Origin of the sequence: Limihaloglobus sulfuriphilus (genome assembly GCF_001999965.1) — a bacterium.
Classification (GTDB): Bacteria; Planctomycetota; Phycisphaerae; order Sedimentisphaerales; family Sedimentisphaeraceae; genus Limihaloglobus; species Limihaloglobus sulfuriphilus.
Genome location: NZ_CP019646.1, coordinates 2153424 through 2167766, shown reverse-complemented (window position 1 = coordinate 2167766; position 14343 = coordinate 2153424). Strand labels below are relative to the sequence as shown.

General features: G+C 48.8%; 12 protein-coding genes. 10 read left to right on the top strand and 2 right to left on the bottom strand.

Annotated features, from left to right (window positions below):
• Positions 1 to 589 precede the first annotated feature (589 nt).
• The 8 genes from SMSP2_RS08220 to SMSP2_RS08185 all read left to right on the top strand — a co-directional run bounded on the left by SMSP2_RS08220 (position 590) and on the right by SMSP2_RS08185 (position 9120).
• The gene (locus SMSP2_RS08220; protein WP_146683487.1) at positions 590 to 1030 is read left to right on the top strand and encodes a sigma factor-like helix-turn-helix DNA-binding protein; all 441 of its coding nucleotides are present in this window, start codon (positions 590 to 592) and stop codon (positions 1028 to 1030) included.
• Positions 1017 to 1670 carry a hypothetical protein gene (locus tag SMSP2_RS08215; protein ID WP_146683486.1) on the top strand — a complete coding sequence of 218 codons (654 nt, stop codon included), beginning with the start codon at positions 1017 to 1019 and terminating at the stop codon, positions 1668 to 1670. Before SMSP2_RS08220 ends, SMSP2_RS08215 begins: the two co-directional genes overlap by 14 nt.
• Before the next feature lie 62 nt (positions 1671 to 1732).
• Positions 1733 to 2455, top strand: a complete 723-nt coding sequence (locus tag SMSP2_RS08210; protein ID WP_146683485.1) for a GNAT family N-acetyltransferase — start codon at positions 1733 to 1735, stop codon at positions 2453 to 2455.
• A gap of 138 nt (positions 2456 to 2593) precedes the next feature.
• Positions 2594 to 3022 (top strand): ribose-5-phosphate isomerase, encoded by a 429-nt coding sequence (locus tag SMSP2_RS08205; RefSeq protein ID WP_146683484.1) that lies wholly within the window; start codon positions 2594 to 2596, stop codon positions 3020 to 3022.
• Between the two features lie 374 nt (positions 3023 to 3396).
• Positions 3397 to 4524 (top strand): IS110 family RNA-guided transposase, encoded by a 1128-nt coding sequence (locus SMSP2_RS08200; RefSeq protein ID WP_146683483.1) that lies wholly within the window; start codon positions 3397 to 3399, stop codon positions 4522 to 4524.
• 679 nt (positions 4525 to 5203) lie between these two features.
• Positions 5204 to 6100: a hypothetical protein gene (locus SMSP2_RS08195; protein WP_146683482.1), complete on the top strand. Its 897-nt coding sequence runs from the start codon at positions 5204 to 5206 to the stop codon at positions 6098 to 6100.
• Positions 6101 to 6187: 87 nt separating this feature from the next.
• Positions 6188 to 7663, top strand: a complete 1476-nt coding sequence (locus SMSP2_RS08190) for a phage terminase large subunit family protein (RefSeq protein ID WP_146683481.1) — start codon at positions 6188 to 6190, stop codon at positions 7661 to 7663.
• 317 nt (positions 7664 to 7980) lie between these two features.
• Positions 7981 to 9120, top strand: a complete 1140-nt coding sequence (locus SMSP2_RS08185; protein WP_146683480.1) for an iron-containing alcohol dehydrogenase — start codon at positions 7981 to 7983, stop codon at positions 9118 to 9120.
• 3 nt (positions 9121 to 9123) lie between these two features.
• Here SMSP2_RS08185 and SMSP2_RS08180 read toward each other — a convergent pair whose 3' ends face one another.
• On the bottom strand, positions 9124 to 10023 hold the full coding sequence (locus SMSP2_RS08180; RefSeq protein WP_146683479.1) for a TIGR01777 family oxidoreductase: 900 nt from the start codon (positions 10021 to 10023) through the stop codon (positions 9124 to 9126).
• 246 nt (positions 10024 to 10269) lie between these two features.
• On the opposite strand from SMSP2_RS08180, the gene SMSP2_RS08175 reads away from it, so the two are divergent.
• Complete coding sequence (locus SMSP2_RS08175) at positions 10270 to 10878, top strand: sugar transferase (RefSeq protein WP_222566307.1); 609 nt, start codon at positions 10270 to 10272, stop codon at positions 10876 to 10878.
• Between the two features lie 3 nt (positions 10879 to 10881).
• Entirely contained in the window at positions 10882 to 12474 is a 1593-nt protein-coding gene (locus SMSP2_RS08170) for a TIGR03790 family protein (RefSeq protein ID WP_146683478.1), read from the top strand.
• Between the two features lie 96 nt (positions 12475 to 12570).
• Here the strand turns inward: SMSP2_RS08170 and SMSP2_RS08165 are convergent, their stop codons facing one another.
• Positions 12571 to 14340 (bottom strand): NADH-dependent [FeFe] hydrogenase, group A6, encoded by a 1770-nt coding sequence (locus SMSP2_RS08165; RefSeq protein ID WP_146683477.1) that lies wholly within the window; start codon positions 14338 to 14340, stop codon positions 12571 to 12573.
• Between the last annotated feature and the right edge of the window lie 3 nt (positions 14341 to 14343).

The window sequence follows — 14343 nt, the reverse complement described above, 5'->3', positions numbered from 1 at the left end:
CTCTTAGAAGATACTTTCTCCGCATCAGAGAGCCATAGCGGCAAAACCTATGCTGAATTCTTAAATCTTTGTATTGAAAAAGCTGCTCTCAAACGAGCAACGCTCTACATCAAGCACAAACTAAATGTAAACCTTAAGCTGGACAAGCAATGGTTTATAAATCGAGAAATCGTACATGAATTCCTCCGAATTAGTTTCATCACACAATAATTTACAGAACACTTATAAATACCATTAAAAGGCGAAATTTGTTTTAAATAATCTGTAAATTTTTAACTTTTCAGTCAATATTTTATGCTCAAATAGGCCTCTTGTCAATGCGGTTTTTTAAGTGTTTGCAATTAAAGCTCTTATATCGCATTGTGCAGGCTTTTTTTGTTGGGTGGTTTTATAGTTCCAAAACATATACATCATTTATCGCCTATTTAGCCTGGGTAATGGGGTGGAATTTTAAAAAAAACCAAAAAAAAACCTAAAAAAGTTATTGCACCCTGATTGTGTTTTGTGTAAACTTCATTCTGTTAGATAAATATCTAACACTGACGTACAGTTATATAATTCAATAGATGATGTAAGATGGAGGCTCAACATGAGTACAACAAACAGGCAAATGGAGTACCTCGACAGCTCGACCGCCCTGCACATGCACGCCTATCGCGAGCATATCAACAAACTAATCCGCAGGAGCCGTATGCTCGACAGACTTGATCGGGTTATCGTAAGGCTATACTTTATAGATGGTTACAGTCTATCTCAAATAGCCGCGATAAGGGGTGCGTCCCGTGCTGCCATGCAGCGGCGGTTCAAACGGATACTTCGCCGGCTAAAAAGCCCGGAATTCTGCGGATATATGCGGCTGCATCTGCACATGGAAGGTGTCAGCCGCGAAGTCGGCAGGAGATATTTCTTTCGGGGGGTATCGATACAGAAAATCGCACAGGAAACAGGGCTTAGTATCTATCGTGTCCGGCAGATTATAGCACAAATCCGAAAAGAGATCAGCGAAAGTTTCCAAAATGAAGCCGTATAACCTGCGTTCATCAGTTTTGTATGCCGCCGCGCCGCGGTTGAGCAGTTCAGGGCTTGAAGCGGCGGCCTTTTTTGGTCTTAAAAAAAGCCATTTTGATGACCGTCTTATCCGCCCAGCGATGGATATAAACATTTATGCGGGCGATATTTGTCTTATAACCGGTGCCAGCGGCAGCGGCAAGACGCAGCTGCTTGAGGAGTTTTTTTACTCCGCCGCTCCTCTGGCGTGCATGGCCGACGCGAATCCGGCTGAGGCAGGCAGACCGCTGATAGACCAGCTCGGCGGCACGGTTTTTGAGAGGTTGAAAAGCCTTTATGCCTGCGGAATCAGGGAGGCCTACACCATGTTCTCTACGCCGAAGCAGCTCAGCCGCGGCGAATGTTTTCGGTTTGAGCTTTGCAGGGCGATTTTATCGGGCAAAAGGCTTATTTTCTGCGATGAGTTCTGTTCGTGCCTCGATGATTTGAGTGGTGCGGCTTTGTGCCGGCATATTCGGGAGCTTGCGAACAGGGACGGCTATTCTTTTGTTTTGTCCTCGGCAAATGAGGAAATCGCAAAAGCTCTCAAGCCGGATATTATCATTTACACAAACGCCCAATCGCAGCCGGTCATACGTTTTCAAAAACGAGAACTGCCGTAAATATGAATGACCAGGTTTCGCGTCACAAAACATTTAAATTCAACTAATAAGGAGGTTTACATATGCAGACAGCCGAGGAATTGCACCGTCGAATCCGGCTCCGCAAGGCAACTCCAGGCGATTATGCCCTGCTTCGCCCGTTTCATTACGCCCCGGGCAGCCCGGGGCTTATAGCCCGCAGTTTCGCGTTTCATGATACCGCCGGCGGTGCCAGATATCCGATAGCGGTTATTATTTACTCACGACCGACACTCAACTGCCGCGGGCGGAATCAGGCGTGTTCGGGATATTTCGCGAAAATTACCGATCCGAAAGCCCGTGCGATGAGCATAAACCGCAACATACTGCGGCTGAGCCGGCTTGTCGTGCATCCGGCATACAGGGGGCTTGGGCTGGCTTCGCGGATAATCGCCGAATCACTGCTGCCGGCAGGAAAACCATTGATTGAGGTTATCTCGGCAATGCCTCAATTTGGTACACTGTTTGAGAAAAACGGCTTTCATCGCATTGAGGCCAAGCCCGACAGGGAGAGAGAAAACCTGCTGGCAGCGATTAAAGATGCCGGTTTCGGTCTTGAGCCGCTCTGGAATCCCGAGCCGTTTCTTGACGACCTGCCGCGATTGCCGCGTGAAAAACGTGAACGCATAATCCGCTCGTCACGCCGTTTTATGTCGCGTTACCGTTCAAAACAGCTTTTATGCTCAACCCACGCCGCGGCAGAGGCAATCAAAAGGATTCGCACCGGCGGCAGCTATTACTGGAGACTCACCGGCCGGCTAAGGTAAGGTAAAAGACCGAAAAACATGTAGAGCTTTAAGCTAATTGCGCCAGGTTTTATGTATTTTGATTGAAATGTGTTTAATGGCGATGTAAAATACACGTACAAAGATAATTAAACAAAAACAGAAAGGAATCAGTAATATATGAAAATAGCTTTAGCGTCCGACCATGCCGGCTACAAGTATAAGGAAATCATCAAAGAATGGCTCAAATCACGCGGCTATGAAGTCGCAGATTTCGGCACCGACAGCGAAGAGTCATGCAGCTATACGGATTTTATCCGTCCGGCCGCCGAGGCTGTTGCCGAGGGTAAATGTGATAGGGGAATCGTGCTTGGCGGTTCGGGCAACGGTGAGGCGATCACCGCCAACAAGGTTCGCGGCATTCGCTGCGCCCTGTGCTGGGATTTGCGTTCGGCACGGCTTTCAAGAGAACACAACAACGCTAACGTGCTCTCGCTGGGACAGAGAATGATGTCAATAGAAGAAGCGATAGAAATCGTTGAGTTGTGGCTAAGCACCGATTTTGAAGGCGGCAGGCACCAGACGCGAATAGACGCGATTGAAAAGTAACAGGCATTAGGCAAATGCATCAGTGTAGAGCAAATTCACGAATTTGCTCAGTTTTAAAAGTTAATAGCTAAAAGTAATCAAATAGACATGATTAACATGATTTACAGGATTTGAATTTACCATGAAGAGCATGAAGGACATGAAGAAAAGATATAATAAAAAATTAATCTTGTCTATCTTGTAAATCCTGTCTAATAATTTAAAAAGTTAAGATTTACGTAGAAAATATGGAACGACCGGCCCCAACGGTTGCAAATCTCGTCATAAGCCGGATAATTACGGTTTATGCGATAAGGTGTACGTAGCACCTGCCAATCGCGGGTTATTACACTGTGGCAACAGAGCCGCATACAATACGAAAGGTACCGGTCGTTATGAACAATATTATAACATATGTAGGAATGGATACACACAAAAAACAACATAAAGCTGCCATAAAATACCCTGATCGGGATAATGTTGTTGAATTTACAATCAAAAATACGCCCTCTGATATTAAACGGGCAGTAAAAAAGATAGCCCGTCAGGCACCTGGGCCGGTTGAATTCTGCTATGAAGCCGGCGTTTGCGGCTTTTCTCTCAAGCGCAGGATTGAGGCTCTGGGCTTTAAATGTGCGGTAATCGCCCCATCTCTGGTACCGGTAAAACCCGGAGTTCGTATAAAAACAGACCGCAGGGACGCAAAGAAGCTTCAGGAGTACTACAGTGCGGGCCTGTTGACCGAGGTTCACGCTCCCAATGAGAAACAGGAGGCAGATAGAGAGCTGGTGCGTCTTCGTGAGACAGCCCGAAAGGATGTCCAGAGAGCACAACATCACATACTCAAGTTTCTCAATCGTCATAGCTATATTTACCATCAGGGCAATCACTGGACAGATAAGCATATAACCTGGCTGCGTGGTATAAACTTCGAAGAGCCCGCCCTGAATGAAGTCTTTGAGGCATATTTCGCCCAGTACATAAACTGTTGTGAAAGGCTCGACAGGTGTGATCGGCGTGTTGAGGCGCTGGCAGAAACGGATGACTACCGCGAAATGGTAGGTATTTTGAGTTGTTTTCACGGCATCAAGACCATCACGGCAATATCCATTCTGGTGGAAATTTTTGATTTTGCCCGTTTTGAATCAGCCCCGGCTTTTATGTCATACCTCGGTTTAACCCCTAAAGAGGACTCCAGTGGAGAATCAGAAAAAAAAGGCCCGATAACCAAGGCCGGCAATAAGCGGGTAAGGCGGCTGCTCAATGAAACTGCCCACCACTACCGGCATCGATATGTTCCATCTAAGGCCCTTAAAAAACGTAGAGAGAGCCGGCCGCAATGGGGAATAGAAATAGCTGACAGGGCCGGGCAGCGTTTGAGTTACCGGCACAGGTACCTTCGGGCCAGGGGCAAGATTCTGGTAAAGGCCAACATCGCAGTTGCCAGAGAGCTGGCCGGGTTCATATGGTTCACAGCAACCCAGTATTACGCAAGAAAACAGGCTCAGCCGCAGAAAGTTTAGTTCATATACTTTTTATCACCCTGGGAAAAAAACATTTAAAATTTAATACAGAAAAACATGACAAATGGTGGCGTGGGTACGAAAAAACCACTTGCGATTGTCCTATATGACAGATATGCCTTATCGGTAAGTCTGACTCATGCCCGTAGAAAGCAAGGTTTGCGACGGAGTATTTCAATGTCGGCTCTGGCCAAAAGCTAATCCACGTATATCAGACTGAATCAACGTCGAAGAATCCCACGCTATCATGCGTCATTAAAATAAGATATGTAAAATTTAAAAAAAAGTAAATATAATCTCATTAAAACTATTGACAAAGGTCGTTCCATATCAGGGCAAGCGTCCCCGCTTGCCGTTTAAATGTCAACCGAGGACGGTTGACCTACTTAGTATGAGTACACGCTTCAGCGTGCAAAACACCCCGTCTTTCGGGCACCCCTCTGTGAGAGGGGAATTTAATTTGTGTCGGGCTGGAAGCCCGACCTACGATGAGTTTAAAAGTTAAAATTCAGGCAATATCGCATGACGCAATCAGAGCCGTTCTTCACTTGTTTGGCATTCGTATAATATTGATAAACAAGTGAAGAATAATGGAGCGGTTAGGTTAGGCAAATAGAAACAGGCAATATAAAATACGAACACGAAATTTCTCAATTTAATTTTCGAAAGGAAGAGTAATATGAGTGAACAAGAGAAAACAGAACAAAAAGCCGAGAAGGCACCAAAGAAGAAAAGCAGTTTCCTGACAAAACTGCTGGTCTTGATTATTATCATTGTCGTTGTGGCTGCTGTTGGTCTGAAAATGTTCGGCGGCAGCATCATCAAGGCCGGTATAGAAAAGGGCGGAACTTATGTTCTTGGCGTTGATGTAACTCTGGGAACGGCGAATTTCGCACCTATAAAAGGCGGCGCCAATCTCAACAAGCTGGTTATCGCCAATCCCCAGGATTACGCCAACGCAAACATGCTGGAGATGGACGATTTGCAGGTTGATTTCGACCTCAAGGAAGTTCTCAGCGGGGATTCCCGTCATATAAAAAGCGTCAAAATAGACGGATTGCGTATCTTTTATGAAATGAAGAGTCTCAACCAGAACAACATCAAGGACATCCTTAACAACCTGCCAAAATCTGACAAGGAACCCTCGGCCGATGATCCCGCCAAAGACAGCAAACCGATAAGCATCGGAAAAGTCGAGGTTACCGGAGCCGAGGTCAATGCCAAGGTTCTGCCCGTTCCCGGTCAGTCGGATACACTCAAGTTCAAGCTCGACCCGATCGTAATCGAGAACATCGGCGGCGATAGCGGAACTTCAAACGCCGAGATAGCTCGCAAGGTTCTAAACGCCATCCTTAACGGAATCGTTAAGCAGATGGGCGGAGCCATCGGGCAAATCGGCGAGGATGCGCTCAGGGCCGGAACAGAGTCAGTGGAAAAAGTAACCGAAGAAGCCGGTAAGGCTGTCGAAGGTGCCGGCAAAGCTGCCGAAGATATTGGCAAAGCCGCTGAAGATGTAGGCAAAAAGGCATCAGAGGCAATCGAAGGCCTTGGCGGAATGTTCAAGAAAAAAGAATAGCACACAGATTCTAAAAGCCCGCCTCCTCAAATCGGGGCGGGCTTTCTTATAAAACCGACAACTGAATACTTGAAGAGGAACACACCCATGACAAACAACGCAACCGCTGCGCGCAAAAAGAGGAGAAAAACCCAAAATACCGAAAACGGCCTGCTCAAACGCCCAGCCGGACGAAGGCAGCTTCGGGAGTATGTCGAGAAATATTTCAATATCCAGGTGCCTTCGCAGCGGCTAAGCTCTGCCGGCTCGTGTCCGCTGGATTATCTCTGGCACAGCTTCAGCGCGGACACAAACAAAAAACTCATAAACACAGACTGCATCGTGTGGGCAAATCGCGGCGGCGGCAAAACCATGCTGGCCGCGGCGGCGACAATACTCGACTGCGTCTTCAAGCCGGGCTGCCAGATAAGAATCCTCGCCGGCTCATTCGACCAGGCAAACAGGATGTACGAGTATCTGGTAAACTTCGCGAGGGACGTTTACCCTGATATGATTGAGGGGAAAATCCTCAAAACCGGCTTCGCCCTGACAAACGGCTCACGTGTCGAGCTGCTTACACAGTCAAACCGCAGTGTTCGCGGCCATCACGTCAACAAGCTCCGCTGCGATGAGCTTGAGCATTTTGATCCGGCCGTATTCCGTGCCGCGCAGTTCATCACACATTCAAACGGGCAGATAAAAGCCGGCATGGAGATTTGCTCGACGATGCACCGTCCGTACGGGCTGATGCAGAAAGAAATCGAAGCCTCACACCGCAGCGGCCGCCCTATATTTAAATGGTCGCTGTGGGAGGTGATAGAACGCTGCCGCGGCAGGGCGTGTGAATCGTGCCCGCTGGAGCCGGATTGCAGAGGCATCGCCAAAAACGCCAACGGCTATTATAAAATCGATGACGCGATAAGCCAGATGCAGCGAAGCTCCCGCCAGGCATGGGAATCGGAGATGCTATGTCTGCGGCCGCGGATCGACAATATAGTCTTTTCCTCGTTTGACCCTGATGTGCATGTTCAGGCTGTGGATTTTGATGCATCGCTTCCGCTGTACCGCACGATAGATTTTGGATATGTCAATCCGTTTGTATGTCTTTGGATACAGGCAGCACAGGACGGCCAGATACGTGTTATAAACGAATACAGCCGCCGGCGGGAAACAGCGGACGTACACGCTAAAAGGATTATCGAGCTCACTCCCGCCCGGGCCGCCGCGGCAGTAACCACCTACTGCGACCCTGCCGGCGCACAGCACAATGACACCAGCGGAACCGGACCGGCAGGTGTGCTGAGGAGTTTTGGGATAAAATTGCAGTACCGCTCCAGCAGGATACTCACCGGTGTTGAGCTGATTCGCCGCCACCTCAAAGACGCTTCGGGAAAAACCCGTCTGGTTATAAACCCGAGATGCCGCCTGCTGATACGCTCGCTCGAGACGTACCACTATCAGCAAGACTGTCCCGACGAGATGCCGGTAAAAGACGGCAGCAGCGACCACGCGATAGACGCTTTGAGGTATTTTTTTGTAAATTATAACGATACAAAAAACACACACGCCGCAAAAAAATATTAAATCTAAGTTAAAAAAGGCGTTATTGATTTGTTAAAATCTGCTGAGGATCGGCGGTTTGGAGCAAATTCGTCAATTTGCTTTACGTACACCTTATCGCATAAACCGTAATTATCCGGCTTATGGCAAGATTTACAGCCGTTGGGGCCGGCCGTTCCATGTTTTCTATCAGCTCATCCAATGATAATATTATCACGCAGAAAAATGTTACACGCTTGACGCTGGCAGTTTGAAAAATATCTTTAAATTTTCTAAAAATCATGTATAATGCAGTTTAAATTATTCATCTTAAAAACCGTAATTTTGAGGAAATGAAAACTATGAAGAATTTTGATTATTGCAATCCTACACGTATTGTTTTCGGCAAGGGATCTATTTCGCGTCTGCCGGAGCTGATTCCATCCGGCTCAAAGGTTCTAATGCTTTATGGCGGCGGCTCGATCAAGAGAAACGGTGTTTATGAACAGGTTGTCTCGGCGGCATCGGGATTTGAGATGGTTGAATTCGGCGGCATTGAGCCAAACCCCGCACATGAGACATGTTTGCAGGCGATAGAGAAGTGCCGCAGGGAAAATGTGAATTTTATACTCGCTGTTGGCGGCGGGTCGGTGCTTGACGCGGCAAAGTATATCGCCGCGGCTTTGAAAACAGACTGCACAGACCCCTGGGAAATACTTACCGGAGAGGCAGAGGTAAACTCCGCTGTTCCGCTGGCAGGAATATTGACACTGCCGGCAACGGGTTCTGAATCAAACGGCAATTCGGTTATAAGCAAAAGAAGCACCAAAGAAAAACGGGCATTCGGCAGCCCGCATGTATATCCGAAGTTCTCGATACTTGATCCGGAAACAACATTCAGCCTGCCGCAAAAACAGGTGCGTAACGGCGTTGTTGACGCGTTTGTGCATGTTTGTGAGCAGTATATGTGCCGAACCGGCGAATCTCGGCTTCAGGACCGTTTCGCTGAGGGTATCCTGCAGACACTGATCGAGATCGGCCCTGATACGATAAAAGATTCTACCGATTATGATAAGCGGGCAGATTTTATGTGGTCGGCGACAATGGCACTTAATATGCTCATCAACCAGGGCGTGACACAGGACTGGTCAACGCACATGATCGGGCACGAGCTGACGGCGTTTTATGGTGTGGCACATGCCGAGAGCCTTGCGATTGTTCTGCCGGGTGTGTGGCGTTTTGCTCTTGAGCACAAGGGTAACAAACTCGCCCAGTACGGCAAACGGATCTGGGGCGTTTCAACACCTCAGGAAGCTATAGACAAAACAGAGCAGTTCTTTCAGTCGGTGGAGATGCCGGTTCGGCTCAGCGATTATGAGATTGACGCCGATGAGGCCGCCGCGAAGATTAGCGAGCGTTTCCGCCAGAGAAAAAGTGTATTCGGTGAAGACGGACTTATACAGGCGGATACTGTCGGCGATATACTTCTCTCACGCGCATAGTGATTATGTCGAAAGAACGTCTTGAAACAGCGGGCGTTTAAATTCAAAACCCGCTTCAAGAAGCCTTTCCGGCAATACCTGCTGCGAAGATAGCAGCTCGCCTGCCATTTCGCCCATGAGCAGACGCAGGGCAGCCGCGGGAAGCCTGAAAAAACACGGCCTGTTCAGATACGCGGCGATAGCTTTTGAAATCTGGCGGTTTGTTGCCGGATTCGGCGAGGTAAGATTAAAAACTCCGGAGAGACTGCCGTGCTCAAGCAGGAATTTGATCGCGGCGGTTTCGTCTTCCAGACTGATCCAGGGCATGTGCTGCTCGCCGGAGCCTAAGCAGGCGCCGAGATAAAAGCGAAACGGCAGCATCATTTTTTTTAATGCTCCGCCGCCACGGTCCATGACCGGCCCGGAGCGGATTATTATGGTGCGTATGCTCAGCGATTCAAATTCGGGTGCGAGAGCTTCATTCTGCCGGCAGACATCCGCGAGAAAGCCGCTGCCGGACGGGCTGGATTCGTTGAGTGTCTCTCCCGGTCGATTGCCGTAATAGCCGGTGGCTGAAGATATTATGTAAGTTTTAGGCGGCTCGGGCATTTCTTTGAAAGTTTTCAGCAATCTTCGTGAGCTTTCAAGGCGGCTGTTAAGGATACTCTGTTTTATCTCTGGCGTCCACCTCGCGACTGCGATGTTCTCGCCGGCAAGATTTATTACAGCATCTACACCTTCAAGTTCAGAGATAAGAAGGTCGGGGCGGTTTTCTGAGAATTCAACAATTGTAAATGCTTGACCAAAAAAGAGATGGCCCTTTTGTGTGTCTCGGGTTAATATTGTCAGTTCATGCATGCTGCTTAAAAGCCGACATAATTCAGACCCTACAAACCCTGTTGCTCCAGCTACGGCTATTTTCATGAGTACTCCGAAATATAACAGTGAAATTATAACATTTTAGGAACTGAAAGTCAATAACAAAATTGGTCTATAGCAAAAAAATATATACAGGGTTTGATTTGAGCCGGCGTGACTGTCGGCCGGTTGGGCGCATCGGGCAAAGTCGGCGGGGCAAATATCCAAAATCGATTGATATATGCCGGCGATATTACTATAATGTGAATCTGTAAATTTTAAGCTGAATTTAGACAGTGAGGTAAATCCTTTTTGTATAGTATCTTAAAACGTGTATTAGATATCCTGATATCTCTGGGGGCGATTTTGCTGCTCCTTCCGGTTTATCTGACAGTGGCGGTTTATATAAAATGTGTCAGCCCGGGTGCGGCGGTTTTTCGTCAGGAAAGGGCGGGCAGGAATGCTAAACCGTTTATACTGTACAAGTTCCGTACAATGCGGCTCGACTGCGACCCTTACGGTAATTCGCCGGATTCGGCTTCTGACAGCCGGCTGATAAAGGGAGGCGATTTCCTCCGCAGGAGCTCGCTCGATGAGCTGCCGCAACTGTTTAATGTGCTTAAGGGACAGATGAGCATGGTCGGCCCGCGGCCGCTGTATGTCTCGCAGATACCTGAATGGGGCGAAAAATATATCTCGCGCCTTGATGTTAAGCCTGGCATGACGGGACTTGCGCAGGTGATGGGCCGCGGCGCGTTGACGATAGAAGAAAAACTCGAACTCGATGTTGAATACGTGCGTAGAGCCTGTATATGGCTTGATATAAAGATAATGCTTATGACACTTTACGTTGTCTTAACCGGAAAAGATATTTATGAAAAACGCTATTCCCGCGATAAGCAGAAACGCGGAGAAGGATGACTTATGTTTTTATGCCGTTTGATGTTTGCAGCTTCAATTTGTTTTTTAGCCTTTGCGGCGGCCGCTGAGCCGGCGGAGAAGGATGGAAATTCGCCTAAGGGTGGGCATTTCTCGCCTGAGCAGGTGATAGTTATCGCCGACGCGGGGCTTGATGATTCTATGCGGGTCGCGGAGTATTATGCTGAAAAACGGGGGGTACCCGCAGAAAACATCCTCCGGCTGGAGCTTGGCGGTGAGGTTGTCTCCGATATCGGCAAAAGTGATTATGAGAAGAAGGTTAAGGCGCCGGTTAAGGCGTTTATCGATGCGTGGCAGGGTGATCAGCCGCCGCGATGTATTGTAACGACTTACGGTATGCCGTACAGGATCCGCAGCTACCGGCCGGCCGATTCTGACGGCAAGAAAAAACAGGCTCTGGAGCAATATCATGCCGCGGCATTGTCGGAATTCGAGCAAACCTGGTCAAGGGCGATGGCGATCGCGGGTGATCCGTCGGGGATTGATGTTACACAGTCTTCTATCGCGGAAAAACTTCCTAAGGTCAGCAATTCCTTTAACCAGGCTTTGCAGAAGATAGGCGCGATGGGCAGCGGCTCTGCGCAGAGTATGCGTCTTCAGGATTTTCTGGGCCTCTATTACAGCATGTACGGTCTGGATATGACAGAGGCGCTTTGTTCGCGTTTGAAGGTTGATTTTGCTCTTAACGGCCATTCGAAGGATAAGCCCGAGCTCGCGGAGCTGGTTCACCCGAGAAACTATGTTCCCGATGCGGACGCAGAAGTTCCTGATGAGGAGGCTATAGAAAATTACAAGAACCGTTTCGGGCTCACGGGGCTGCTGGTTCGGCTTGAGCTGGATATTGATGCCCTCACCGGCAGAGAGACCGGCGCGGCTCTTGATTCTGAGCTGGCAATGGTCAACTGCGGTGAGTACAGCCTCTATAAATGGCAGACTAATGAGCTCAAGGGCGATGTCGCAAGTGCGGACTCTAAGACGCTGATTGTCTCACGCCTTGACGGGCCGACGGCAGATATCGCATGTTCACTTGTTGACGGGGCGATGATCGCCGAGCAGATAGGCCTTAACGGATTGGCGTGTTTTGATTCCCGCGGATATACCTCGGGCAGTAAACCCGGGCTTGATGTGTATGATGTCGATATCGTAACCGCGTACCGCAATTTTAAAGATGCCGGCTGGAAATGTATTCTCGACCGTACCGAATCAGTCTTTCCCGTTGGCAAGTGCGACGGTACGGCTGTTTACTGCGGCTGGTACAGCCTGAAAAATTACAAGCCGGCTTTTAGTTTTGTCCCCGGCGCGGTGGGATATCATATTGCCAGCTGGGAGGCGGTTGATATGCGAAATGTCCAGAGCAATCAGTGGGTGCCGGGCCTGCTCAATGACGGGATAACGGCAACCATCGGAGCGGTGGCAGAGCCGTATCTTCAGTCTTTCCCGCTGCCCAGCGAGTTTTTCGCTTCACTGCTTGAGGGGTACTCACTCGGCGAGGCGTATTTCAACACGCTGCCGTTCAATTCATGGCAGCAGATGCTCATAGGTGATCCGCTCTACAGGCCGTTTGGAGAAAAGAAGTAAAATAAGAGCATCTTCGTTTTGAAGTGTTTTGATACAGGATAATAAAAAAGCCCAAAGGTTTTAATTCTTTGGGCTTCTTTTTAATTATCCGCGGGATCAGCTTACAGAGTTTCGCTTTGTATATTGCGTGTGCAGAAGGTGATGCGACTTTTCGCTCAGGGGTGCTTCGAAGAACTCATCATATATCTGTTTTATAAATGGGTTCTCGTGCGATTTTCTAAGCTCTTTGCCCTCGTCCTCTGCGTATATAGCCGCGATTCTTTTCTGACGAACAGAGTCATCAGTAAATCTTGGCTGTCCGCCGCCGCTGATGCATCCGCCCGGGCAGGTCATGACCTCTATGAAGTGGTATTTGGAAATATCCATTTCTTCAAGTACCTTGCGTACATTTCCAAGGCTGTGGATCACCATAACATTGAGCTCGACACCTTCCAGGAACGACCATTCTGGCAGTGTGCCTTCAATCTTGAGCGATGCTTCTTTGATGCCCCCAAGTCCCATGATCGGCTTTATGTGCAGCTGTTGGGCGGGCACTTCGTGACCGGTAACTATTTCATAGGCGGTACGTATCGCAGCCTCCATAACTCCGCCGGTGTTTGCGAAGATATCCGCGGCACCTGAAGACTCTGGGAATGGAGTGTCCATCTTCTGCTCTTTTAGGAGTTTGAAGTCTATGCCGGCCTGTTTGACCATAGTTGAGAGTTCTCTGGTGGTGAGCACGTAATCAACATCTTTGGCTCCGCTGTCATACATTTCGTCGCGGTAGCACTCATATTTCTTAGCCGTGCAGGGCATTATAGATACGACTACGACCTCTGAAGGCTTTTTGCCTATTTTCTGGGCGTAGTATGTCTTGGCGAGAGCTCCAAACATCTGCTGGGGCGACTTGCATGTGGAGAGATTGTCGAGCATGTCAGGGTAGAAGTGCTCGGCGAATTTTATCCAGCCCGGGCAGCAGCTTGTAAACTGGGGCAGGGCAACATCTTTCTTGTCCACAAGTGCGTTTTTGAGCCTTGTGAGCAGTTCAGTGCCTTCTTCCATGATGGTAAGATCTGCCGCGAAGTTAGTGTCGAATACTCCGTCAAAGCCCAGGCTTTTGAGAGCCGCCACCATTTTGCCGGTAACAACGGTTCCGGGCTCGTATCCGAAACATTCGCCTAGGGCAGCCCGGATAGCCGGTGCGGTCTGGACAATCACATATTTACTCGGATCGTCGATCGCATTCCAGACGTTCTCAATATAATTATGTTCTGTAATAGCACCTACCGGACAAACCGCGGCGCACTGGCCGCACTGGACACAGGTAATCTCGTCGAGATTGCAGTCAAATGCGGGGCTGATAGTGCTTGTGAAACCGCGTCCCTGGGGGAACACTGCGCCGACACCCTGAGTTTCATTGCATGCAACAACACATCTGCGGCATTTAATACATTTTCCGTCATCTCTAATGAGGGCGGGTGTTGATTTGTCTATCTTGCTGGGGGCTTTTTCGCCCTCGAAGCCGATACTTGTTATACCAAGTTCACGGGCAAGCTCCTGGAGTTCGCAGTCATCGTTTCTGTCACAGACTTTGCAATCTCCGTCATGCTCCGAGAGCAGAAGCTCGACGACTGTCCTTCGGGTATCTCTAATTTTGCGTGTATTGGTCTTAACCTTCATGCCTTCGGCGGCCGGCGTTGCACAGGCCGCTGCCATCGCTCTGGCTCCCTCGACCTCTACAACGCAAACACGGCAGAGTCCTTTTGGCGGCGTATTCTCAAGGTGGCACAATGTTGGAATATTAACATTGCAAGCCTTGGCCGCGTCGAGAATAGTTGAACCCTCTGGAACCTGCACTTCCTGGTTGTTTATATATAGTGTTATCATTTA

Coding starts and splice junctions, on each gene's coding strand:
- SMSP2_RS08220 (WP_146683487.1), top strand. CDS start 590: ATGAGTACAACAAACAGGCAAATGGAGTACCTCGACAGCTCGACCGCC.
- SMSP2_RS08200 (WP_146683483.1), top strand. CDS start 3,397: ATGAACAATATTATAACATATGTAGGAATGGATACACACAAAAAACAA.
- SMSP2_RS08185 (WP_146683480.1), top strand. CDS start 7,981: ATGAAGAATTTTGATTATTGCAATCCTACACGTATTGTTTTCGGCAAG.
- SMSP2_RS08205 (WP_146683484.1), top strand. CDS start 2,594: ATGAAAATAGCTTTAGCGTCCGACCATGCCGGCTACAAGTATAAGGAA.
- SMSP2_RS08190 (WP_146683481.1), top strand. CDS start 6,188: ATGACAAACAACGCAACCGCTGCGCGCAAAAAGAGGAGAAAAACCCAA.
- SMSP2_RS08165 (WP_146683477.1), bottom strand. CDS start 14,340: ATGATAACACTATATATAAACAACCAGGAAGTGCAGGTTCCAGAGGGT.
- SMSP2_RS08210 (WP_146683485.1), top strand. CDS start 1,733: ATGCAGACAGCCGAGGAATTGCACCGTCGAATCCGGCTCCGCAAGGCA.
- SMSP2_RS08180 (WP_146683479.1), bottom strand. CDS start 10,023: ATGAAAATAGCCGTAGCTGGAGCAACAGGGTTTGTAGGGTCTGAATTA.
- SMSP2_RS08170 (WP_146683478.1), top strand. CDS start 10,882: ATGTTTTTATGCCGTTTGATGTTTGCAGCTTCAATTTGTTTTTTAGCC.
- SMSP2_RS08195 (WP_146683482.1), top strand. CDS start 5,204: ATGAGTGAACAAGAGAAAACAGAACAAAAAGCCGAGAAGGCACCAAAG.
- SMSP2_RS08215 (WP_146683486.1), top strand. CDS start 1,017: ATGAAGCCGTATAACCTGCGTTCATCAGTTTTGTATGCCGCCGCGCCG.